18 protein-coding genes are annotated in these 21,692 nt (G+C 72.7%); 11 read left to right on the top strand and 7 right to left on the bottom strand.

Annotated elements, in window-relative coordinates; genetic code table 11:
* Positions 1-73: 73 nt before the first annotated feature.
* Positions 74-1,312 (top strand): S8 family peptidase, encoded by a 1,239-nt coding sequence (locus ACZ4NB_RS29295; RefSeq protein WP_467666055.1) that lies wholly within the window; start codon positions 74-76, stop codon positions 1,310-1,312.
* A 95-nt stretch (positions 1,313-1,407) separates the two neighbouring features.
* On the opposite strand, the gene ACZ4NB_RS29300 is transcribed toward ACZ4NB_RS29295, so the two are convergent.
* Positions 1,408-2,103, bottom strand: a complete 696-nt coding sequence (locus ACZ4NB_RS29300) for a YoaK family protein (protein ID WP_467666056.1) — start codon at positions 2,101-2,103, stop codon at positions 1,408-1,410.
* Positions 2,104-2,364: 261 nt separating this feature from the next.
* Between ACZ4NB_RS29300 and ACZ4NB_RS29305 the strand changes: the two genes are divergently transcribed.
* The 6 genes from ACZ4NB_RS29305 (at position 2,365) to ACZ4NB_RS29330 (ending at position 10,913) form a co-directional block, all read left to right on the top strand.
* On the top strand, positions 2,365-2,790 hold the full coding sequence (locus ACZ4NB_RS29305) for a hypothetical protein (RefSeq protein WP_467666057.1): 426 nt from the start codon (positions 2,365-2,367) through the stop codon (positions 2,788-2,790).
* A gap of 1 nt (position 2,791) precedes the next feature.
* A complete protein-coding gene (locus ACZ4NB_RS29310; protein WP_467666058.1) occupies positions 2,792-3,886 on the top strand; it encodes a GNAT family N-acetyltransferase in 1,095 nt (364 codons plus the stop codon).
* Between the two features lie 478 nt (positions 3,887-4,364).
* On the top strand, positions 4,365-5,180 hold the full coding sequence (locus tag ACZ4NB_RS29315; protein ID WP_467666059.1) for a glycosyltransferase family 2 protein: 816 nt from the start codon (positions 4,365-4,367) through the stop codon (positions 5,178-5,180).
* A 253-nt stretch (positions 5,181-5,433) separates the two neighbouring features.
* A complete protein-coding gene (locus tag ACZ4NB_RS29320; RefSeq protein WP_467666060.1) occupies positions 5,434-6,513 on the top strand; it encodes a glycosyltransferase family 2 protein in 1,080 nt (359 codons plus the stop codon).
* A complete protein-coding gene (locus tag ACZ4NB_RS29325; protein WP_467666061.1) occupies positions 6,510-7,313 on the top strand; it encodes a polysaccharide deacetylase family protein in 804 nt (267 codons plus the stop codon). The genes ACZ4NB_RS29320 and ACZ4NB_RS29325 overlap by 4 nt, the downstream gene beginning before the upstream one ends.
* A 51-nt stretch (positions 7,314-7,364) precedes the next feature.
* Complete coding sequence (locus ACZ4NB_RS29330) at positions 7,365-10,913, top strand: lipopolysaccharide biosynthesis protein (RefSeq protein ID WP_467666062.1); 3,549 nt, start codon at positions 7,365-7,367, stop codon at positions 10,911-10,913.
* 46 nt (positions 10,914-10,959) lie between these two features.
* Here ACZ4NB_RS29330 and ACZ4NB_RS29335 read toward each other — a convergent pair whose 3' ends face one another.
* Positions 10,960-12,333 carry a xylan 1,4-beta-xylosidase gene (locus tag ACZ4NB_RS29335; RefSeq protein ID WP_467666063.1) on the bottom strand — a complete coding sequence of 458 codons (1,374 nt, stop codon included), beginning with the start codon at positions 12,331-12,333 and terminating at the stop codon, positions 10,960-10,962.
* 128 nt (positions 12,334-12,461) lie between these two features.
* Here ACZ4NB_RS29335 and ACZ4NB_RS29340 point away from each other — a divergent pair, with 128 nt between their 5' ends.
* Entirely contained in the window at positions 12,462-13,574 is a 1,113-nt protein-coding gene (locus ACZ4NB_RS29340; RefSeq protein ID WP_467666064.1) for a DUF5925 domain-containing protein, read from the top strand.
* Between the two features lie 171 nt (positions 13,575-13,745).
* Here the strand turns inward: ACZ4NB_RS29340 and ACZ4NB_RS29345 are convergent, their stop codons facing one another.
* Positions 13,746-14,030: an acylphosphatase gene (locus ACZ4NB_RS29345; protein WP_467666065.1), complete on the bottom strand. Its 285-nt coding sequence runs from the start codon at positions 14,028-14,030 to the stop codon at positions 13,746-13,748.
* A gap of 58 nt (positions 14,031-14,088) precedes the next feature.
* Entirely contained in the window at positions 14,089-14,862 is a 774-nt protein-coding gene (locus ACZ4NB_RS29350) for a DUF72 domain-containing protein (RefSeq protein WP_467666139.1), read from the bottom strand.
* A gap of 167 nt (positions 14,863-15,029) precedes the next feature.
* Here ACZ4NB_RS29350 and ACZ4NB_RS29355 point away from each other — a divergent pair, with 167 nt between their 5' ends.
* The 3 genes from ACZ4NB_RS29355 (at position 15,030) to ACZ4NB_RS29365 (ending at position 18,229) form a co-directional block, all read left to right on the top strand.
* On the top strand, positions 15,030-15,833 hold the full coding sequence (locus ACZ4NB_RS29355) for an alpha/beta fold hydrolase (protein WP_467666066.1): 804 nt from the start codon (positions 15,030-15,032) through the stop codon (positions 15,831-15,833).
* The gene (locus ACZ4NB_RS29360) at positions 15,830-17,203 is read left to right on the top strand and encodes a cytochrome P450 (RefSeq protein ID WP_467666067.1); all 1,374 of its coding nucleotides are present in this window, start codon (positions 15,830-15,832) and stop codon (positions 17,201-17,203) included. The genes ACZ4NB_RS29355 and ACZ4NB_RS29360 overlap by 4 nt, the downstream gene beginning before the upstream one ends.
* Before the next feature lie 207 nt (positions 17,204-17,410).
* On the top strand, positions 17,411-18,229 hold the full coding sequence (locus tag ACZ4NB_RS29365; RefSeq protein ID WP_467666068.1) for an MmyB family transcriptional regulator: 819 nt from the start codon (positions 17,411-17,413) through the stop codon (positions 18,227-18,229).
* Between the two features lie 58 nt (positions 18,230-18,287).
* Here ACZ4NB_RS29365 and yczE read toward each other — a convergent pair whose 3' ends face one another.
* From yczE to ACZ4NB_RS29380, 3 genes are all read right to left on the bottom strand, one after another.
* Complete coding sequence (gene yczE, locus ACZ4NB_RS29370) at positions 18,288-18,965, bottom strand: membrane protein YczE (protein ID WP_467666069.1); 678 nt, start codon at positions 18,963-18,965, stop codon at positions 18,288-18,290.
* Between the two features lie 83 nt (positions 18,966-19,048).
* Entirely contained in the window at positions 19,049-20,704 is a 1,656-nt protein-coding gene (locus tag ACZ4NB_RS29375) for an L-aspartate oxidase (RefSeq protein ID WP_467666070.1), read from the bottom strand.
* Between the two features lie 122 nt (positions 20,705-20,826).
* Complete coding sequence (locus ACZ4NB_RS29380) at positions 20,827-21,285, bottom strand: hypothetical protein (protein WP_467666071.1); 459 nt, start codon at positions 21,283-21,285, stop codon at positions 20,827-20,829.
* Positions 21,286-21,692: the final 407 nt, after the last annotated feature.

Consider the following 21,692-nt stretch of genomic DNA (forward strand, 5'->3'; position numbering starts at 1 on the left):
TGCGTACGACCCCGTACGCAACCCCCCTGCGCGCGCACCACGGCGCGCCACCGATGAGGAGGACTCCCTCGCGATGGCAGTGATGCGTTCCACCACCCCCCGCACCTCCGCGCGGCGTTCGACCACGCTGCGGATCGCCACGGCGCTGGCCGCGACCACCGCGGCCGCCGCCCTCGGCACGCTCGCCTTCCCCGCCCACGCGGCGCCCGCCGAGGGCACCGTCGTGGGAGCCGGCGCCCCGGACGCGGTGCCCGGCAGCTATATCGTCACGCTGAAGCGCTCGGCCGGCCTCAAGGCCGCCTCGGCCGACGGCAGAGACCTGATATCCGAGTACGGCGGAACGGTGCGGCGGACCTACACCGCCGCGCTCAACGGCTACGCCGCCAGGCTCTCCGCCCGGGAGGCCGGAGCGCTGGCCGCCGACCCGGCGGTCGACAAGGTCTTCCAGGACCGCACCGTGCACGCCCTGGGCACCCAGACCAACCCGCCGTCCTGGGGCCTGGACCGGATCGACCAGGCCGAGCCGCCGCTCGACAAGAAGTACAGCTACCCGGACAGCGCGGGCGCCGGCGCGACCGTCTACGTCATCGACACCGGCGTCCGCGTGACGCACCAGGACTTCGGCGGCCGGGCGGTGAACGGCTACGACGCGATCGACAACGACAACGTGGCGCAGGACGGCAACGGCCACGGCACCCATGTCGCGGCGAACGCGGCGGGCACGGCGTACGGCGTCGCCAAGAAGGCCAAGGTCGTGGCGGTGCGGGTGCTGAACGACGCTGGCTCCGGCACCACCGCCCAGGTCGTCGCGGGCATCGACTGGGTCACCAGGAACCACAGCGGCCCCTCGGTGGCCAACGTGTCGCTGGGCGGCGGCCCGGACGCGGCCCTGGACACCGCCGTGCAGAACTCCATCAGGAGCGGGGTGACCTACGCCGTCGCCGCCGGCAATTCCGGGGCCAACGCCCAGAACTACTCCCCCGCCCGGGTCCCGGAGGCCATCACGGTCGGTTCGACCACGTCCTCCGACGCCCGCTCGTCCTTCTCCAACTACGGCTCACGGGTGGACCTCTTCGCGCCCGGCAGCTCCATCACCAGCGCCTGGAACACCGGCGACACGGCCACCAACACCATCTCCGGCACCTCGATGGCCACCCCTCATGTGACCGGTGCGGCCGCGGTCTACCTGGCCGGGCACCCGACCGCCACCCCGGCGCAGGTCGCCACGGCCCTGACGAACGGCGCCACCTCGGGGGTGGTGACCAACCCGGGCAGCGGCTCGCCCAACAAGCTGCTGAAGATCGTCCCGTAGGGGCGGTGCGACCCTTCGTGCCCATAGGGCCCCGGGCGGCGGTGCGCCGTCCGGGGCCCGGCACGGCCGCGGCGGCGGGCGCGGGCGGCGCGGCGTCAGCCCCCGTTGGGGCGGGGGCCGTGGACGAGGCCGTACATCAGGAAGGCGGTGGCCGCGACGAACACCGCCACCAGCAGGATCACCAGCGTCGGCCGGGTCCCCAGGCCGAGCAGACCGGCCCCCAGGAGACCGCCGGCGAACATCGCGGTCACGGAGGCCAGCCGGCGGGCCCCGGCGTGGGAGCCGTACCCCGGCTTCTCGTCGTGCCCCAGCAGCGACCCGCTGACCAGGGCCGCCATCGCCCGGGTCTCCACGGTGGTGGTGAGGTCCGGGGCGGCGGCCCGCATGCTGGTGACATTGCGCATGCCCATCGCCACCGCCATCAGCGCGACCACGACATGGCGCCGGCCGAGCACCGGTCCGGGCCCGCCCTCCCAGGCCGCCGCGAACAGCAGCGCCGCCTCCACGACGAGCGCGGCCGGGAACCACGGGCGCTGCCCCACGGCCAGCGTCGACTCCAGCCGGGCCCCGAGCGCCGCGCCCAGTAGGAAGGCCGCGAGCGAGACCGCCGTGGCGGCCACCGGCAGCCCGCCCTGCCCGGCGATGCCGAACCCGAGGAAGAGCAGATTGCCGGTCTGGGTGGCGGTGAAGACCTGACCGAGCGCCAGAAAGCTGACCGCGTCGAGCACACCGGTGGCCACGGTCAGCCCGACCATGATCACCGTGAGCGCGCCCCCACTCGGCGTCTCCACCGACGCGACTCCTTCCACCGGGCTCTCGACCTGGGGGCATGTCCGGTGGATCAGGGTCGGATCGGCCCCCGCTCTGGTTCCCCCAGTCTCCGGACGGCCGGTCCGCCGGCCCGCCATTGCGCCGTCTGTGGGCGGCCCGCAGGTTCCCGCACCCGCTGTCGGGTTGCGTAGGTTTCCGGCCTTCTTCGTGTCTTGACGGTGCTCTCGGCGTTGCGCGACATTGAGGCCCGGCATCCGGCCGTACGGGGGGCAGAGCTGCCAATGCGCACCGACACCATCGACGACAAGGGCTCCTACGAGCCGCCACCGCCCGAGGAGCGGCCGGCGGGCACCGGCCTCTCGCTGCTGGCCGGAGTGGCGGCCGGGATCGCCGGGGTGGGGGCCGTCCTGGCGCTCGCGGACATCGGCTCACCGCTGCGCGCGCCGTTCACCTTCTTCTTCCTGCTGATGGCGCCGGCCGCGGCGATCGCCGGCGCGCTCGGCCGGACCGATCCGCTGGGCCGCGCGGTGGTCGCCGGCGCCGGTGCGCTCGCCGTCGACCTGCTGGTGGCGCAGACCATGCTCGCGCTGCATCTGTGGTCGGTACGCGGCGGAGTGCTCGTGGTGACGGTGTTCAGCGGCGCGGTGCTGCTGTGGAGCGCGCTGCGGCGGCGGCCCGGCCGGACGCCCGGACGGCGGGCGGGCTGAGGTGGATCTCGCGGTCCACCGCCCCGGCCGGCTGACCGAGGCCGAACGCGGCGCCTGGACCGCGCTGCAGGCCGAGGCGCGGTCCCTGGGGGCGCCGCAGCTGGCGAACCCGTTCCTCGCCCCCGAGTTCGCACTGGCCGTGGACCGGTCCCGGGGCGGCGTACGCATCGCCGTGGTGCACGAGGACGGCGCCCCGGCGGCGTTCCTGCCCTTCCAGCGCTCGGCGCTCGGTGTGGGGCGGGCGATCGGGCTGGGCGTCTCCGACGCGCAGGGGCTGGTGCACCGGCCCGGATTCGGGTGGAACGCCCAGGAGCTGCTGCGGGCCTGCGGACTGTCGGTGCTGGAGTTCGACCATCTGGTGGCGGGCCAGCCCGCCTTCGAGACGCCCTCGTTCGGGCGGCACGCCTCGCCCGTCATCGACGTGGACCAGGGCTTCGAGGCGTATCTGGCCGGGCTGCGGGCGCGGTCGCCGAAGTTCACCCGCACCACTCTCGCCAAGGAGCGCAGGCTCGGCCGGGATGTCGGGCCGCTGCGCTATGTCCACGACGAGCGCGACCCGGCGGCGCTGCGCACGCTGATGCGCTGGAAGTCGGCCCAGTACCGCAGGACGGGGCGCGGCGACCGCTTCGCGCACGCCTGGATCGTCCGGCTGGTGCAGCGGCTGTTCCACAGCCGTACGGACTCCTTCGCCGGGCTGCTGTCGGTGCTCTACGCCGGCGAGCGGCCGGTCGCGGCGCACTTCGGGCTGCGCTCGCCGTCCGTGCTCGCCTGCTGGTTCCCGGCCTACGACCCGCGGTTCGCCAAGTACTCGCCGGGGCTGGTGCTGCATCTGCGGATGGCGCAGGCGGCGGCCGCGGACGCGCTGGCCTATCTCGACCTGGGGCGCGGGACGAAGGACTACAAGGACTCCCTCAAGACCCGTGAACTCCTGGTGTCCGAGGGATGGGTGATGCGGCGCCATCCAGTCGCACTGGGGCACCGGGCCCGCCGCGCGCCGGTGCGTGCGCTGCGCAACGCGGTGCTCGCCCGGCCGGAGCTGTTCGAGCCGGCGGACCGCCTGCTCAAACGGATGGGCCGAATCCGGTCGGGGCACTGAGCGCCCGATTGCATGAGCCCCCGCGCACCCGGAATTCCCGCCGCAATGGAGACGGCGCAATAGGGGCGTACGCCGGTGCATGAATATTGGCGTACATCAGTGCGTACCGGCCAATTGCGCCAAACGGTATTTGACGTGGAACGTCTTGCCTTACAGTCCCATTCATCAATACCGTCGCACATCCACCCGCATCGGACGATCATCGCAAGGCGGCTCCAGGGGAGGGCTCGGCGACACGATGAAGCGCCCGGTGCGGTGCGCGGTTGGGGGGTCCCGTGCGCCCGGTCCCGGCTTGCCGGTCACGGCTCGACGAGGTCCGGAGCACGAGCCGCGCGTTCGCCGACACGCATGCCAGCTCGCCCTGTTCGCACGGCGGTTCCGCCGTGCGCAGCGGGGTGTGAACCCCCCTTTCGACCCGGATATCCAGCACGGACCGCCCGGGGGTGGGCGGTCCACCGGACGAGAGGGAAATCAACCCATGAGCTCGTTCCTTCGCCCGGCCGACGCGGAAGAGCCGCCGCTGACGCTGCTGCCGGACCAGGCCGTCTACCGTCCTGTTTCCTCACATCTGGCCATCGCACCGCCGGTGAGCGTCGTCATTCCGGCGATGAACGAGGCGGAGAACCTTCCATACGTCTTCAAAACCCTGCCGGACTGGATTCACGAAGTAATCCTGGTCGACGGGAATTCCACCGACGACACGGTCCGCGTCGCCCGTGAACTGCGACCGGACGTCACCGTCGTACCGCAGCGCGGAAAGGGCAAGGGCGACGCACTGATCAGTGGTTTCGCGGCCTGCAGCGGCGAGATCATCGTGATGGTCGACGCGGACGGGTCGGCCGACGGCGGCGAGATCGTCAGCTATGTCTCGGCGCTGGTGTCCGGGGCGGACTTCGCCAAGGGCTCGCGGTTCGCCAACGGCGGCGGCACCGACGACATGACCCCGATCCGCAAGCTCGGCAACCGTGTGCTGACCGCCGTCGTCAACGCCAAGTTCGGTGCCCGCTACACCGATCTGTGCTACGGCTACAACGCCTTCTGGCGGCACTGCCTGGACCAGATCGCCCTGGACTGCGCGGGGTTCGAGGTCGAGACGCTGATGAACATCCGGGTGGTCAAGGCCGGGCTGCGGGTGCAGGAGATCCCCAGCCACGAGTACCACCGCATCCACGGCGTCAGCAATCTGCGGGCGGTGCGCGACGGTCTGCGGGTGCTGCGGGTGATCCTGCGCGAGCGGGGCACCCGGCGCAAGCGGGTGGCCCGGCCGGCGCTGATCACCGGGGACGCGCTGTGACTCCTCCTCCTCCTCCTCCTCCTCCTCGCAAACGAGGGGGGATCCCCGCTCACGGGGGTACCGGGCGGGCCCGGCGTGCCCCGTCGTCGCTTCTGCCGTCATGTACCGAACCTCCCCGGGAGGACTGACAGTTGAGCCCTATTGATCTTTGCGGTGCCCCTCACCGGCGCGGAGGGCGGACGCCGAATCGCCCGGCGGCGATTCGGCCTGCCCTGCCCCATTCCACGGGAAGCCGGATTCTCCGGGAGGTTCGGTGAACCCTCGGAGACCGGCGGTCGGCCCGGCGCTGCGGATCTCCGTCGTCGTCTGCGTCCACACCGAGGACCGGTGGGAGGACATCCTGGCCGCGGTGGAGTCCGTCCGCGGGCAGTCCCATCCCGCCCATGAGCTGCTGCTGGTGGTGGACCACCACCAGCGGTTGCTCGACCGGCTCAGGGCGCACTTCAAGGGCGCCTGCACGGGCGCGAACGCACCGAGTGCTCCGTCTACTCCGCTGCTGATCATGGCCAATTCGGGGCCCCGCGGACTCTCCGCGGGGCGCAACACCGGTATCGCCGCCGCCGACGGCGAGGTCATCGCCTTTCTCGACGACGACGCGGTGGCCGAGCGGGACTGGCTGCGCCACTTCGCGGCGGCGTACGCCGACCCGGCGGTGATGGCGGTCGGCGGCCGCACCGAACCGGCCTGGGAGTCCGGCCGCCGCCCGGTGTGGTTCCCCGAGGAGTTCGACTGGGTGGTGGGCTGCACCTACCGCGGTCTGCCGCCGGGGAAGGTGCGGGTGCGCAATGTGCTGGGCGGCAACGCCTCCTTCCGCCGGGTGGCGTTCGACCTCGTCGGCGGGTTCGCGACCGGGATCGGCCGGGACGGCGACCGGCGGCCGCTGGGGGGCGAGGAGACCGAGCTGTGCATCCGGATCTCGCGGCTGATACCGGACGCGGTGCTGCTGATCGACGACCGGTCGGTGATCCACCACCGGGTGCCGGCCGGGCGGCAGCGGTTCGGCTACTTCCGCAGCCGGGCGTACGCCGAGGGGCTGTCCAAGGCGCTGGTGGCGCGGAGTGTCGGCGCGCGGGACGGGCTGGCGGCCGAGCGCCGCCACACTGCCCGGGTGCTGCCCGCCGGGGTGCTGCGCGGGGTACGGGACGCGCTGCGGGGAAGGCCCGGCGGGGCCGGCCGGGCGGGCGCGATCGTGGCCGGCACGGCGGCCGCGGCGGCCGGCTACGCCTGGGGCACGCTGCGGGCCCGCCGGAGGCGAACGCCCCTTGCCGATACCGGAGTCGACGGGCCCGGCGACGGGGCGGCGGCCGCGGCGCACGAGGGAGCGGCGGCATGAGCGGCCGCCCCGGCGCGGTGCCGATCCTGATGTACCACGCGGTGGCGGTGGCCCCGACACCCGCCGTACGGGAGCTGTCGGTGACGCCGACCGCGTTCGAGGAGCAGCTGGCGGTCCTGGCCGACGGCGGCTTCACCCCGCTGACCGCCGCGGCGCTCGCGGCGGCCTGGCGGGGCGGCGGCCCGCTGCCGGAGCGACCGGTGCTGATCACCTTCGACGACGGCTACGAGGGCGTGTACCGGCATGCGCTGCCGGCCCTGGCCCGGCACGGCTTCCCGGCCACCCTCTTCGTCACCACGGGCTGGCTGCGCGGCCCGTACGGCACCGGGGGCGCGCCGGACGCCATGCTCGACTGGGACCAGGTGCGGAAGCTGGCCGGAGCCGGGGTGGAGATCGGCGGGCACAGCCACCGCCACCCCCCGCTGGACGACCTCGGCGGCGCGCGGCTGCGGCACGAGGTGCTGCGCTGCAAGGAGATCATCGCCGACGAGGTCGGGACGGCACCGGAGTCCTTCGCCTACCCCTACGGCCACTCCGGCCGGCGGGTGCGGCACACCGTGCGCGGGCTGGGGTTCCGGCAGGCGCTCGCGGTGGGCAATACCCTGGCGGCCCGCCGTCAGGGGCCGTACGCGCTGGCGCGGTTGACGGTGCGGCGCGCTACCGGCACCGAGGAGTTCGCCCGGATCGTCGAGGGCCGCGGGCTGCTCCGCGCCTTCACCCGGGACCGGGTGCTCACCAAGGGGTACGCGGTGGTCCGCAGATCACGACAGGCGGTCCGGCTGTGCGCGACGGGCCGCTGACGCCGAGCCCGCCGCGGCCTCCCCGCGGCGGAAGAAGGGGCAGTTGAGCCGGTGTCCGAGACCACCACCAGGGCCGAGGAGCGCGCGGAGGAGAGGCCACCGCGGCCGGACGGGCGGGGCGGCGGCAGTCCGCTGTTCCGCAACGCCTACGCGCTGATGCTCAACACCGGTGTCTCCGGGCTGCTCGGGCTGGCGTTCTGGCTGGTCGCGGCCCGCTTCTACACGGAGTCCGCGGTCGGCCAGGGCTCGGCGGCGATCGCCGCGATGAAGCTGCTGGCGGGGCTGACCGCGGTCACCCTGACCGGCGCGCTGGCCCGCTTCATCCCGGTGGCCGGCCACACCACCCGATGGCTGGTGCTGCGGACGTACGGGGGCAGCTCGGTCGTGGTGGCGGTCGCCGCGACCGCCTTCCTCCTCACCCTCGACCTCTGGGGGCCCTCCTACCGCTTTCTGCACGGCCCCCTCAACGGCCTGGGCTTCCTCCTGGCCGTGGTCGCCTGGTCGCTGCTCACGCTCCAGGACGGGGTGCTGACCGGGCTGCGCAGCGCGCTGTGGGTGCCGGTGGGCAATCTCGCCTTCTCCGCGGTGAAGCTGGGGCTGCTGGTGGTCTTCGCCGCCGCGGTCCCCACCGCCGGGGTGTTCGTCTCCTGGGTCGCCGCGATCGCGGTCTCCGTCGTCCCGCTCGCCTGGCTGGTGTTCCGTCGGCTGATCCCCCGGCACGTACGGACCACGCGGCACCCCGCCGGCCCCCCGTCGCCGCGGGAGATGGGCCGCTTCCTGGCCGGCGACTACACCGGCTCGCTGTTCTCCCTCGCCGTGGTCTACCTGGTCCCGGTCCTGGTGGCGTCCCAGGTCAGCGCGGCGGACAACGCGTACTTCTACATCGCCACCACCATCGGCGGCACGGTCAACCTGCTCGCCCTCAACATGGGCGCCTCGCTGACCGTCGAGGGCGCCCACGATCCGGCGCGGCTCGCCCACCACACCCGGGCCGCGCTGCGGCGGATGGCCCGCATCATGGTCCCGGTCTGCCTCGCGCTGTTCGTCTGCGCGCCCTACCTCCTCGGCGTCTTCGGGCCGGGGTACGCACAGGCGGCCACGCCGCTGCTGCGCATGTTCGCGGTGGGCGCCGCGCTGCGCGTGGTGATGGAGGTGCACTTCGCGGTGCTGCGCGCCCAGAGCCGGACGTCCGGACTGGCCGCCCTGCAGGGCCTGTTGTGCGTGCTGGTGCTCGGTCTGACGCTGGTGCTGCTGCCGCGGATGGGGCTGGCCGGGGCCGGCGTCGCCGAGGTCGCCAGCCTGGCGGTGATCGTCGCGATCGCGAGCGGACGGCTGCGCCGGGTGCTGCGCGGCTGGGGGGCGGCCGCACCGGCGGTCCGGACCCCCGCGGACGGTGTGGCACCGGACGGCGACCTGGCGGATCTGGCGGTGTACGGGGATCTCGGCGACGGCGTGCGGACGTTCGGCAGGGCCGACGGCGAAGAGCCCCCGCTCATCAAGGCTTCCGGCGGCGGCGCGCCCCCCTTCACCTCAGACCTCACAGGAGGGGGCGGGCCGCGGGAGGCGCCACGCGCGAGCGCCACCTCGGCCGCCCCCGGCGCGGGCAGGCGGCACACCGCGGTCGGCTGGGCGCTGCTCGCCGCCGCCCTGGCGCTGTTCTGGCTGCCGCTGCGCGGTAGGGGCGACGCCGACCTGGACCGCATGTCGGGGCTGGGCCTGATCTCGGTGCTGCCCGCGGCGACACTGGCCGGCGTGGTGCTGCTGGTGGGGGCGTACGCCTGGGCGCTCTGGCTGCGCACTCCGCGCCGCGCCCTGCTCACCACCGTACTGGTGCTGACGGTGGTGGCCCTGCACGCGCTGCCGGCCGTCCTGGAGACCGAACCGCGCTTCCCCACGGCCTGGCAGCACCTCGGCTTCCTCGACCACGTCGGCCGGACCGGCACCGCGGTACCGGACCTGGACGCCCGCTGGAGCTGGCCGGGCTTCTTCGCCGGGGTGCAGTTCCTCGCCCAGGCGTGCGGTGTCACCGACTTCACCGAGGTCCTGCGCTGGTGGCCGACGGCCATCCAACTGCTGTACCTGGCACCGCTGTTCCTGCTCCTAAGGGCCGTACGGGCGAGCTGGCGGGCGAAGTGGTGCGCGGCCTGGCTGTTCGCGCTGTGCGGCTGGGTCGGCCAGGACTACTTCTCGCCGCAGGGCTTCACCTACCTGCTCTACCTGGCGTTCGTGGCGATCCTGCTGGTGTGGTTCCGTACCCGGCCGGCGGCCGTGGCGGCGGGGTCCGGGCGGCGGCCGGGCGAGGCGGAGCCGCATCCGGCGGGCCGCGGCCGGCTCGCGGTGCTGCTCACCACGCTGATCGCGCTGTTCGCGGCGTCGGTGGCGGCCCATCAGCTCACTCCGTTCGTGATGCTCGGCGTGCTGACCGTGCTGGTGCTCGTCGGCCGCTGCACCCTGCGCGGTCTGCCGCTGCTGCTGGGCGTCCTGGTCGCGGCGTGGGTGGGGTTCCTGGCCGAGCCGTACTGGTCGGGCCACTTCGACGAGCTGTTCGGCGGGCTCGGGGGCATCGGCGGCAATGTCTCCTCGTCCGTGACGGACCGGATCGGGGGCGGCGACCCCACCCACAAGCTGGTGCTGTACGCCCGGGTGGCGCTGGCGGGCGGGGTGCTGGCGCTGGCCTGCTTCGGGGTGCTGCGACGGCGGGCGGCGGGCTTCACCGAACGCGCGCTGCCGACCCTGGCGTTCGTGCCCTTCCTCGCCTTCGGGATGCAGTCCTACGGCGGCGAGATGGCGCTGCGGGTCTTTCTGTTCGCGCTGCCCGGCGCCTGTGTGCTGGCGGCGCTGGCGCTGTTCCCCCGCGGTACGGACACCCCGCGGGGCCTCGGGCCGCTCGCCGCGCTGCTGACGGGGCTGCTCCTGGCCGTCGGCTTCCTCGTCGCCCGCTGGGGCAACGAGCCCTTCGAGCGGATCCGGCCCGGTGAGGTCGCGGCGATGGACTACGTCTATGCGCACGACCGTCCCACGGTGCGGCTGCTGTGGCCGAGCCAGGACCCCGTCGGCAGCGTCACCCCGGCGATGCCCTGGGGCGCCCGGGACATGGAGCGGGTGCAGTACGAGCCGACCCTGGCACCGCGCGATCCGGCCCGGGTGGGGCCGCTCGTCACCGCCCTGCGGGACGCCGGTCCGCAGTCGTATCTGATCGTCAACCACGGCCAGGCGGAGTCGCTGCGGCTGGACTCCGGGTACCCGGCGGGCTGGGAGGGGCGGCTGCGCACCGCACTGGACCGGCGTGGCGACCTCCGGCGGGTGCTCGCCAACGAGCATGCGGCGGTGTACGAGCCGGCCCGGCGCCCGGCGGGCGAGGCCGCCCCGCCCCGCCCTGGGCCGCCCGGCCCGAAGGTGACCTGGACGCCGTGGTCGGTGCTCGGCGCGCTGGCGCTGGTGGCACTGGTCGCGGTGCTGGCGGCCCGCGAGGTGCTCCGGGTCGCGGCCTCGCCGAGCGTGCGCCGACGGCACTGGGTCCAGGGGATGTTCTGGTTCGCGATGCCGTTGCTGCTGGTGTTCCTGGCGTCGCTGGTGCAGCGGTTTACGACGCTGTCGTAGGGACGGGGAGGGCCGGGGCGGGCCGCCGGCTGCTCGTGCTCGGCCCTCAGGAGCGGTCGAGCCAGCGCACCTCGTACCCGTCCAGGGTGAGGTCCGCCCCGTCGACCGTCGCCCTGCCGCGGCGGTCGGCGGTGTTCACCAGCAGCGCCGTCCGGTCGTCGGCCAGCCCCAGGATCCTCGTGCCGCCGGTGTCGATCTCCCGCGGCCGGGCCGTCGGCGGGAAGGCACGGGAGAAGCGGGACAGCAGCGTCATCATCGGCAGCTCCCGTCCGCCGTCGTCCCGTTCGGTGCCGGTCCACAGGCAGCCGGGGCAGTCCTTGGCACCGTCGGTCTCCGGGTTCCAGTAGAACCCGCTGGTGGCGCCGCCCGCCGCCATCTCGACCAGGGCCGTGGCCTGCGCGGCGACGCGCCGCCGCTCGCTCCAGGCGGCCCGCTCGCCCCCGCCGTCGCGCGCGCCGTCGTCGGTGATCTCGACGTACCACTCCGCCCACCACAGCGGCAGCCCGCTCTCCTCGCGCAGCCACCGCCCCACGTCGGCGAACTTCCGGGCGGCGGTGAACGGGCCGGGGGCGAAGCGGTCGTCCTTGCTGTAGCTGGAGCCGTCGACGACCACGAAGTCCGCGCCGGCCTTGTGCCGGTTCCAGTAGTCGAAGGCGTCGAGCGTGCGCCGGTCGATGCTGCCCCACGGGCCCTTGAGGCGGGACGCGTAGGTGTCGTCGCCCGGCACATGGCTGTCCATCACCAGGTAGGGACCGCCCACCTGGTTTCGGGCGTCGACCTCCTTCAGCTCCTTGTAGACGAGGTTGTACAGGCGGGTGTAGCCCTCGTGGTCCCAGCGCCCCTTCGCGTCGTCGAAGAACCCCTTGAACTCGTTCCAGACGACGAAGTGGCGGACGTCCGGATAGCGCCGGGCGACCTTTCCGGCGAGGGCCGCGAAGTCCGCGTAGTGGGCCGGGTCGGGGGCCTTCTCCAGGGCGTCCCAGTCGGTCCCGCCCGCCGTGCCGCCCTTCATCCAGTCCGGTGCGCAGCACAGCGTCACCACGGGGGTGCCGCCGGTGCGCCGGATCAGCGCGATCCGGCGGTCCAGGTCGGCGAAGTCGTAGCGGCCCGGGCTCGGTTCGGGGTTCTGCGCGCCCCAGCCCATGATGTGCTGGTTCTGCGGCATCGGGTGGTCGGACAGCAGCCGTGCGACCCGGTCCTGGGCCTCCTCGGCGCCCTGGTCGGCGCTGAACTGGGTGTGGGTGAACCCCCAGCCCACGGCCGGTCCGGCGGCCCGCGACGGCGAACGCCCCTTGGCGTCGCGGGCCGGCTGCCCCGGAGCGGTGCACATGACCAGCGCGATCAGGCCCAGTGCCAGCGCGAGCACCCCTGCCACGACCACGAAGGCCGTTGTCTGACGTTCCCCACCATGACGTCGCACAAAGGGAGATTAGCGACCCAACCGCCCGGTAAACCCGGTTTTCGGGTTACCGGTCCCGTTCCGTACGGAGAAACACCGGTGGGGATAATCCGTGTACGCGGCGGGCGGCGGTGGCAGATCATGGCGTCATGTGTGCCGATCATGTCCAGCCGACCGTCGCGGAGGAGTCTCTTCCGCTCCGCCTGACCCTGGACGACAGCGATTCGCCGTCCGATGTCATCGATGCGCTCTTCCTGGGACGGTTCACCAAGGGCGAGCAGCCGTACTCCCGCAGCCGGTCGGTGGACCGGGTGAAGTCCGGGCTGACGCTGCTGCCGCCGGGCGCGCGGGTGCTGCGCTCGGCGAAGGACGAGGACCGCAGCGCCACGCTCGCCGAGGGCGACGGCTACACCCTGCTGGTCTCCCGCTGGAACCGCGGCGCCGACGTGACGGTCACCGCCGTCACCGACGAACTGGCCGAGAAGGTGCTGGACCAGGCCTCGGACGGCGCCGAGGACGCACCGGAGCCGCAGCCGGAGAACGTGCCGATGGGCTTTTGGTACTTCTCCCCGCGCCGCGGCCCGCACCGCACCTCCCGGCAGATCTCCGCCGGGACCTGGCAGGAGATCCGGCCCAACTACACCGCGCCGGTGGCCGATGCGATGGACCGGCTGATGAAGGTGGTGCCCGCGGAGATCGCCGGCCGGCTGCTCCTGCTGCACGGCCCGCCCGGTACGGGCAAGACCTCCGCGCTGCGCACCCTGGCCCGCTCCTGGCGCGACTGGTGCCAGGTGGACTGCGTCCTGGACCCGGAGCGGCTGTTCAACGACGTCGGCTATCTGATGGACATCGCGATCGGTGAGGACGACTCCACCGGGAAGGGCCGCTGGCGGCTGCTGCTCCTGGAGGACTGCGACGAGCTGATCCGCGGCGAGGCCAAGCACGCCGCCGGCCAGGCGCTGTCGCGGCTGCTCAACCTCACGGACGGGCTGCTGGGCCAGGGGCGCAACGTCCTGGTCGGCGTCACCACCAACGAGGACCTGGAGCGGATGCACCCGGCCGTGGTGCGCCCCGGCCGCTGTCTGGCCCGTATCGAGGTCGGCCCGCTGACCCGTCCCGAAGCGGTCAACTGGCTCGGCGCGGACCGCGGCATCGGCCGCGACGGCGCCACCCTGGCCGAGCTGTACGCGCTCCGGCGCGGCACGCGGCCCGCGTCGGTCCCGCCCCAGGACTCCGGCGCCGACGCGGGGCTGTACCTCTGAGGGAGCCTAGGGCCTGTCCGATGGGTCCTGGCCGGGCCCGCGGCGTCTGGCACGGCACCTCGCGGCGTTGCCGAATGATCCCGATAGCTCCGCTATCGAGACGCTCCGGCGCCTTGCGATGCACCGCACCAGACGCCGCGGTCTTTCCGACCCCGACCCATCGGACAGGCCCTAGAACCCTCCCGGCGTCGGCCGGATCTCGAAGCCCCGCAGGCCCTCCGGCGCTTCCTCCCGTACGGACACCGCGTCGACCAGCGCCGTGGCAGGGCCCTGGTGCGCCCAGTCCACCAGTTGCCGCACCCGCTCGGGCTCGCCCTCGAAGACGGCCTCCACCGTTCCGTCCGGGAGGTTGCGCACCCAGCCGGCCACCGCATGCGCGTCCGCCGTGCGCCGGCAGGTGTCGCGGAAGAACACGCCCTGCACGTCCCCGGAGACCACCACCCGTCTACGGATCACCGTATGTCACCTCGTCAGCTCGCCCAGCGGTACGCGCAGATATATCCCCGGCCCGCGCTCAGTGGGCGGCGCCACGCCCGGACGGCGTACGGCTCACCGAGCGGCCCGCGGCCTCGGCGGCGCGGGCGAAGCGGGCGGCGTCGAGGACGGCCGCCGCGCCGAGGTCGTTGTTGAAGTACGCATAGACCTCGGCCCGGTCCGGCCAGGTGTCGGCGATCCGCCGCACCCAGGTGGCGAGCGCCTGCCGTCCGTAGCGCGGAAAGGGCTCCGCGCGGCCCTCGTGGAAGCGCACGTACCCCCAGTCGGCGGTCCGCCAGAGCGGTGCCACCGGCCGGGAGCCCCGGTCCGCCCAGCACAGCGCGGCGCCCCGGCGCTCCAGTACGGCGCGGATCTCCCCGGTCCACCACGAAGGGTGGCGCGGCTCGACGGCCACCCGGGTACCGGCCGGGAAGCAGCCCAGGCAGTCGTCCAGCAGCGCGGCGTCGGCGTGCAGCGTGGGCGGCAGCTGGAGCAGGACGGGCCCGAGCCGCGGGCCGAGGGCCGCGGCTCGCGACATCAGCCGCCCGACCGGCTCCGCCGGATCCCGCAGCCGCTTGATGTGCGTCAGATAGCGGCTCGCCTTGACCGCCATCACAAAGCCCTCGGGGGTCCGCTCCCGCCAGTCGGCGAAGGTCCGCTCCTCGGGCAGCCGGTAGAAGGCGGCGTTGCTCTCGACGGTGGCGAAGTGCCGCGCGTACTCCTCCAGCCACAGCCGCTGCGGCCGGTCGGGCGGGTAGAGGACTCCGCGCCAGTCCTTGTACTGCCAACCGGAGGTTCCGACGAGGACGGTCATGTCCGGGATGCCTGCCCGGTCCCGGGCGGGCCGTACCGGCCCGCGCCGTGTCGCCGGGGCGGGGTCTTGCACGGCGGGGAGGTTACGGCCAATGTGGTCGGAAATCGCCCCGTGACCACCGGTGGTGGCCGGGGGCGTCGACGTTCCGTCACACCTCTGGAGTGAGCGTGGCTTCCTTCGTACTGCCGCATACCCTGCACGGTTCGGGCGCGCACAAGGTCTTCGCCGTGCACGGCTGGTTCGCCGACCGGTCCGCCTTCGACCCGGTCCTGCCGGATCTCGACCGGGACGCCTTCCAGTACGCGCTGGTCGATCTGCGCGGCTACGGCGAGGCGCGGGGCGCGGACGGCGCGTACACCACGACGGAGGGCGCGGCCGATGTGCTGGCCCTCGCCGACCGGCTGGGCTGGGAGCGGTTCTCGGTGATCGGCCATTCGATGGGCGGCAGCGTCGCCCAGCGGGTGCTGGCCGCGGCACCGCACCGGGTACGCCGGATCGTGGGGGTCTCGCCGGTCCCGGCCTCCGGTTTCCCGATGCCGCCCGAGCAGTGGGAGCTGTTCTCCGCCGCGGAGCACACCCCGGAGAACCGGCGCGCCATCATCGACCTCACCTCCGGCGGGCGGCGCCCGGCCGCCTGGCTGGACCGGATGGTGCGGCGGTCGTTGGAGCGCAGCGAGGCCAAGGCGTTCCGGACCTGGCTGGACTCCTGGGCCGGGGAGGGGTTCGCCGACGAGGTCGAGGGCTCGGCGGTGCCGGCACTGGCGGTGGCCGGGGCGCTGGACCCCGCGCTGAGCGCCGAGTTGATGCGGCAGACCTGGCTGCGGTGGTTCGCCGGCGCCGAGCTGGTCGAGCTGCCGGGGGCGGGGCACTACGCCATGGACGAGACGCCGCTGGAGCTGATCCGGGCGGTGGAGGACTTCCTGCGGGCCGACGTCGGCGACGGCAACGGCGGGCGGACGGCGGCGGAATGACCGGGGCCGCCGATCCGGATGCCGGTACCGCCTCCGGTGCGCCGGCGTCCTCGGGCGCACCGGAGGCGGTACCGGACGTCTTCGATCCGCGCGGCTACGCGGACGGTCTGCCGCACGCCGCGTACCGGCTGCTGCGCGACCGGTACCCGGTGGCCTGGCAGGAGGAGCACGAGGTGCTGGGCTGGCCCGCCGGCCCCGGCTTCTGGGCGGTGACCCGGCACGCGGACGTCGTACGGGTCCTGAAGGACGCGCGCACCTTCTCCTCCTATCTGGGCGCCACCCAGATCCGCGATCCCGACCCCGCCGACCTGCCGTTCATCCGCCGGATGATGCTGAATCAGGACCCTTCCCCAGGCTCTCCACCGAGCAGCCAGGACCCCAACGACCACGGGCGGCTGCGCCGTCTGGTCAGCCGGGCCTTCACCCGCGGCCGGGTGGACCGCTTCGAGGCGGTGGTGCGCGAGCGGGCCCGCCGGCTGCTGGCCGCGGCGGTCGATACGGCGCGCGGCGGGGACGGCGTCTGCGACCTGGTCGCCTCCGTCACCGACGACTACGCGCTGCTCAACCTCGCCGATCTGCTCGGCGTACCGCCCGGGGAGCGCGGGCTGCTCCTGGACTGGACCCGGCGCGTCATCGGCTACCAGGACCCCGACGAGGCGGGCCCCGCGGCGTCCGGCCCGGACGGCCGCCCCGCGGATCCGCGCTCTCCGGCGATGCTGCAGGACATGTTCGCCTTCGCGCGGGAGCTGGCCGCGCACAAGCGGCGGCACCCGGGCGACGACGTACTGACCGTCCTCGCCTCGGACCGCGAACTGACCGCCCCCGAACTGGAGATGTTCTTCTTCCTGCTGACCATCGCGGGCAACGACACCGTGCGCAGCGCGGCCCCCGGGGGCCTGCTGGCACTCGCCCGGCACCCGGACGCGTACCGCGCGCTGCGCACCGGGGCGGTCGGTACGGCGACCTGCGTGGAGGAGCTGCTGCGCTGGCACCCGCCGGTGCTCACGTTCCGCCGGACCGCGGCGTACGACACCGAGCTGGCCGGCCGGCCGATCCGCGCCGGCGACAAGGTCGTCGTCTTCCACGGCTCGGCGAACTACGACGAGCGGGTCCACACCGATCCGCACCGGCTGGACCTGGCCCGCACCCCCAATCCCCATGTCTCGTTCGGCGACGGCCCGCACGTCTGCCTCGGCGCCCACCTCGCCCGCCTGCAACTGCGGGTCCTGTACGAGGAGACGGCCGGGCTGCTGCCCGCGCTGGCGGTCGCCGCTCCGCCGCGGCGGCTGGTGTCGAACTTCATCCACGGTCTGAAGTCGCTGCCGCTGCGGGTCGACGCGGCGGCCGCCGTGGACGCGGCCACGCCCTAGAGGCGACCGTCATGGCCGCGTATCCACTCCATTAAATCAACGTAAAAAGCCTGACGGGCTACGGCGTCGATATCCGCATCCCGCTCCTGGCCAAGGCGTCGTGGGGAGAAATGGCTCACATTCATCGTGCAAGGTCATGGCGTACTCTGAAGCCCATTCTTTGACATGAGGCACGGGGGGCGAATCGCATGCATGGCAATTCGGAAGATGTCTGATCAGTTATCGGCTCTCGCCCACGAGGAGTCGGCTCCCCCAAGACCCCATGCCGCACTCGAAATCCCGGGGCTGCTCCGCGCCTGGCGGGCGGAGGCGGGACGCACACTCGGCAGGGGAAAGCCGCTGACACAGGCCGAGGTGGCGGCCGAGTTGGGCGTGAGCGTGCGGTGGTACCGCGATGTCGAGCGCGGTGCGCCGGACCGCCTGTCGCCCGCCACCGCGGACCGCCTGGCCGAAGTGCTGTTACTGGGACCGGACGAGCGGATGGCGCTGCGGCGATTCGTCGCCGGAGGCCGAGCGCCGACGCGCGCGTCCGGCGCTCTTGCGACCGGTTCTCTGCAGGCCCTTCTCGATATGCAGATGCCGTACCCCGCTTATTGCACGGACGGCGTGTGGGACCTCGTCGCATGCAATCAGGCGATGAAAGAGTGGTTTCCCTGGGTACACGAGCCGCGAGCGAACCTCCTGCGCTGGGCACTGGCTTCCCGGGAGGCCCGGGAGCAGTTCGTCCACTGGCCCGAGCACGCCGCGACCTATCTGGCACAGCTGCGGTTCGCACTCGCCGCGACGCCCGGGAATGCGGAACTCGGCGCGCTCCGCGACGAACTCCTGCGCAATCCGCAGTGCCGGCGGCTGTGGGAAGAGGAGCCGCGCGTCGTCGCCTATGGAGACGGCCATCGTTTTGCGTTGCGGCTGCCCCGCTTCGGCCGGCAGCAGATCAGCATCGTGTCCCACGTACTGGTCCCCGCCTACCACCAGGATCTGCGGTTCGTCGTCCTCACCTGCGCCGAAGGCGGCGGGGGCGGCTGACGCCCGAAGAGGCGCCGGCCGCCCCCGTTTCCGCGGCACCGCGGACGGGCCGCGCCGGCTACGCGACGGCCGGGGCCGCCTCCGCGGCGGGCCGGCGTTCGTCGACGGCCCGGTAGGCGAACCACGGGAGGCAGAACTGGGTGACCGGGCCGACGCACAGCGCGTAGAGCACGGTGCCGACTCCCACACTGCCGCCCAGCAGCCAGCCGATGATCAGGACCGTGATCTCGATGAGGGTCCGGATGAGCCGGATGGACTTGCCCGAGGTGGCCGAGGCCCCCGTCATCAGGCCGTCGCGTGGTCCGGGGCCGAAGCGCGCCCCCACGTAGATGCTGATCGACAGCCCGTTGAGGACGATGCCGCCGATCAGCAGCATGATGCGCACCGGAAGGCCGAGGTCCTCCGGGATGAGGGAGAGGCCGAGGTCGGAGGAGAACGCCAGCACGATGATGTTGGCGATCGTCCCGAACGTGGGCTTCTGCTTGAGCGGTATCCAGGTCAGCAGGACAAGGACACCGAGCACGGCGCTGATGGCGCCGAAGCTGAGCGGTGTGTAGTTCTCCAGGCCCTCGTACAGCACGCTCCAGGGATTGACCCCGAGTGAGGCCCGCACCATGACGGAGAGGCTGAACCCGTACAGGGCCAGGCCGATGAACAGCTGGGGGATGCGCCGGAGCGGATTCTCTCCGAAGCGGACATAGGCGAGGGGTGGTGTGTTCTTGCCGGTCGCGGCCATCTGATGCTTTCCGGGTGGGGTGAGTGCTCCTGTGCCGCCGCTGCGGCGGCACAGGAGGGGCGGAACGGGGGGCGAAGGCGCGGTCAGGCCGTGTGCATGTACGGGGCCCAGACCAGCCGGCCCTCCTTGAGGGCCGCGCTGTAGCCGATGAAGTCGTCGGACTGCTGGGGGAAGTCGTCGCGGTAGTGCGCTCCGCGCGACTCCTCGCGCATCAGCGCCCCCTCGACGATCAGCCGGGAGGCCAGCAGCAGGTTGGACAGGTCGGTCGCGGTCTGCACCTGGCCGGCGGCGCGGGAGCCGGTGGTGAACGCGAGCCGCCCGGCCCGCTCTTCGAAGGTCTCCAAAAGACCGAGCATGGTGGTCAGACCGCGCCGGGTGCGCACCGGACCGGCGTGCCAGTACATCGCGGCCCGCAGGTCCTGAAGCACCGTCTCGGGGGTGTCGCCGCCCTTGTACGAGGGCAGGTTGAGCGAGCCGACGACCTTGATCTCGCCGCCGGCGGCCAGGTCCCGGCACTCGGCGGCGGCGTTGCGGCCGGCGATGCGGCCGAAGACCAGGCACTCGGAGAGGCCGTTGCCGCCGAGCCGGTTGGCTCCGTGGACGCCGCCGGCGGTCTCGCCGGCCGCGTACAGGCCGGGGACGGTGGTCTCGGAACGGGAGTTGATCAGCAGGCCGCCCATGAGGAAGTGCGCGGTGGGGCGGATCTTGAGCGAGGTGACGTCGCGGGGGTCGAAGCCGGCCTGGATGAGCCGTTCGTCGAGCGCGGGGTAGGTGGTGGGGATGAGGTGGGCGCAGGCGGAGATGTCCAGCCGGACGGCGCCGTCGTCGAACGCCCGGCCCTCGATGATCTCCCGGTAGATGCCTCGGGACACCACGTCGCGGGTCGCCATCTCGCCGCGCGGGTCGTGGTCGAGCATGAAGCGCTCGCCGTCACGGTTCAGCAGCAGGGCGCCGTCGAAGCGGAGGGCCTCCTCGACGAGGCTGCCGTCGAAGGTCAGGACTCCGGAGGCCAGGCCCGTGGGGTGGAACTGGAGGAACTCCATGTCGATGACGGCGGCCCCGGCGGCCAGGCCCAGGGCGATGCCGTCGCAGGACTTGTCCATGGAGGCGGCGGAGGGGGCGTACATCGAGGCGCCGCCGCCGTCCGCGAGGATCACCGCGGCGCCGGGTATCACCATGCGTTCCAGGGTGTCCACGGCCGTGGCCTCGATGCCGTTCACCTGGCCGTCGGCATCGCGGAGGACCTTCGAGGCACGCACACCGGAGACGATGCGTATACGGCCGCCGGCCACCAGCTCGCCGAGGCGGGCGGTGAGCACGCTCTGGATGTGGTAGCCGAGACGGTCTTCGAGATAGACGCCGCGCGGAGTTCCGCAGCCGCCGAACGGGCGGGTGGCGAATTCCCCGCCGGCATCCCGCTCGAAGGCCAGGCCGAGCCCCTCAAGCCAGTGGACGAGGTCGCGGGCGCCTCTGCATAAGGTGTCCACCAGCTCGGGGTTGTTGGCCTGCGAGCCACCGACGATCGTGTCGTGCACATGCGCCGCCACGCTGTCGCCGGCCGCGACGGCGGCATTGAAGGCGTGGGTTTTCCAGGTGCATCCGCCGGTGGAGGCCCACTTGTATTTCTGGCTCTCGTACAGCGTCTTGGTCACCAGAATGACGTCGGCGCCGTTGTCGGCTGCTTCAATGGCCGCGCTGAGACCAGAACCACCCGCGCCGACCACAATGACCGTTCCCATACCAAGTCTTCCTTCGTCGAGAGTTCGCGCTGTGCGCGGGCAGGACTGCATGCCCGAATGTGCGAGAGAGGGTGAAAAGAGGCGTATGCCGGACCCCGCGGGCGCCGGGCGCGAAAGTCGGCTCAGCCGCACTTTCCGGTCGGGGAATCCGCGCTCAATACGAGGACGTCGGCGGCCGAGAGCCGCCTGGCCGCTTCCTCGACGGCGCCGGTGAAGGTGTCCGCGGCCATGCCGGGGATCCTCAGGACGCGGACGAGGGCCGCGCCCGAGGTGTCGCCCACGAGCCGCCCGGCGCCGTTGCCGCAGGTGGGCGAGTGGATGATGCCGTGCTCGTCGGACAGCACCAGCTCCCCGGGGCGCACCTGCCGCATCCCGTCGTCCGCCCCCGGGCCGTCGGCCGGTCCGTAGACGACGCGGCTGCCGATGCGGTCGCGGTCATAGACCTGGAAGCTGCACAGCGTCGAGTACTCGATCTCCATGCAGACGTCCACGACGGGGTGGATCGGCCGGTAGGCGTCCCGGCGCATGATCCGTAGCGCCTGCTTCAGCGGGGTCGAGACACTGCTGGGCTTGACGTTCATCGCCGCGTAGAAAGCGCGGTAGCTCTCCCACAGCGGGTTTTCCCGAATGGATTCTTCCGTTTGGTGGCTCGCCCTGAGGCGGGTGAGAACCCTGCGCTCCGTATCCGCACAACCGACCGACCCGTAGGGTGCGCACGGCACGAGCAGAAAAGCCGTCATCAATCCGGGACAGCCGCCTATGGCCGCCGATGCGTCGAAGGCATGCGGCCTGCTCTGCAGCGCCGAAGAGTCCGCCGGTAAGCCGACGCTATCCAAAGGAACTCCAACCACTAATAGCGTGGGATTCGATCTTGATATCGCCTCGATGATCTTCCCGGAGAGTATTGGCGCCGGTACTGCCCGATGTCAACCGGCAAAAAATTGCCGGTTGTTGCCACGCCGAATCGGCAAATTTTTGCACCTCCCGA

Source organism: Streptomyces sp. NPDC026575 (assembly GCF_055567415.1).

Excerpts from the sequence above, each read along its gene's own strand:
- ACZ4NB_RS29365 (WP_467666068.1), top strand. The coding sequence starts at position 17,411 with ATGTCTGATCAGTTATCGGCTCTCGCCCACGAGGAGTCGGCTCCCCCA.
- ACZ4NB_RS29325 (WP_467666061.1), top strand. The coding sequence starts at position 6,510 with ATGAGCGGCCGCCCCGGCGCGGTGCCGATCCTGATGTACCACGCGGTG.
- ACZ4NB_RS29375 (WP_467666070.1), bottom strand. The coding sequence starts at position 20,704 with ATGGGAACGGTCATTGTGGTCGGCGCGGGTGGTTCTGGTCTCAGCGCG.
- ACZ4NB_RS29305 (WP_467666057.1), top strand. The coding sequence starts at position 2,365 with ATGCGCACCGACACCATCGACGACAAGGGCTCCTACGAGCCGCCACCG.
- ACZ4NB_RS29315 (WP_467666059.1), top strand. The coding sequence starts at position 4,365 with ATGAGCTCGTTCCTTCGCCCGGCCGACGCGGAAGAGCCGCCGCTGACG.
- ACZ4NB_RS29340 (WP_467666064.1), top strand. The coding sequence starts at position 12,462 with ATGTGTGCCGATCATGTCCAGCCGACCGTCGCGGAGGAGTCTCTTCCG.
- ACZ4NB_RS29350 (WP_467666139.1), bottom strand. The coding sequence starts at position 14,862 with ATGACCGTCCTCGTCGGAACCTCCGGTTGGCAGTACAAGGACTGGCGC.
- ACZ4NB_RS29360 (WP_467666067.1), top strand. The coding sequence starts at position 15,830 with ATGACCGGGGCCGCCGATCCGGATGCCGGTACCGCCTCCGGTGCGCCG.
- yczE (WP_467666069.1), bottom strand. The coding sequence starts at position 18,965 with ATGGCCGCGACCGGCAAGAACACACCACCCCTCGCCTATGTCCGCTTC.
- ACZ4NB_RS29295 (WP_467666055.1), top strand. The coding sequence starts at position 74 with ATGGCAGTGATGCGTTCCACCACCCCCCGCACCTCCGCGCGGCGTTCG.
- ACZ4NB_RS29380 (WP_467666071.1), bottom strand. The coding sequence starts at position 21,285 with ATGAACGTCAAGCCCAGCAGTGTCTCGACCCCGCTGAAGCAGGCGCTA.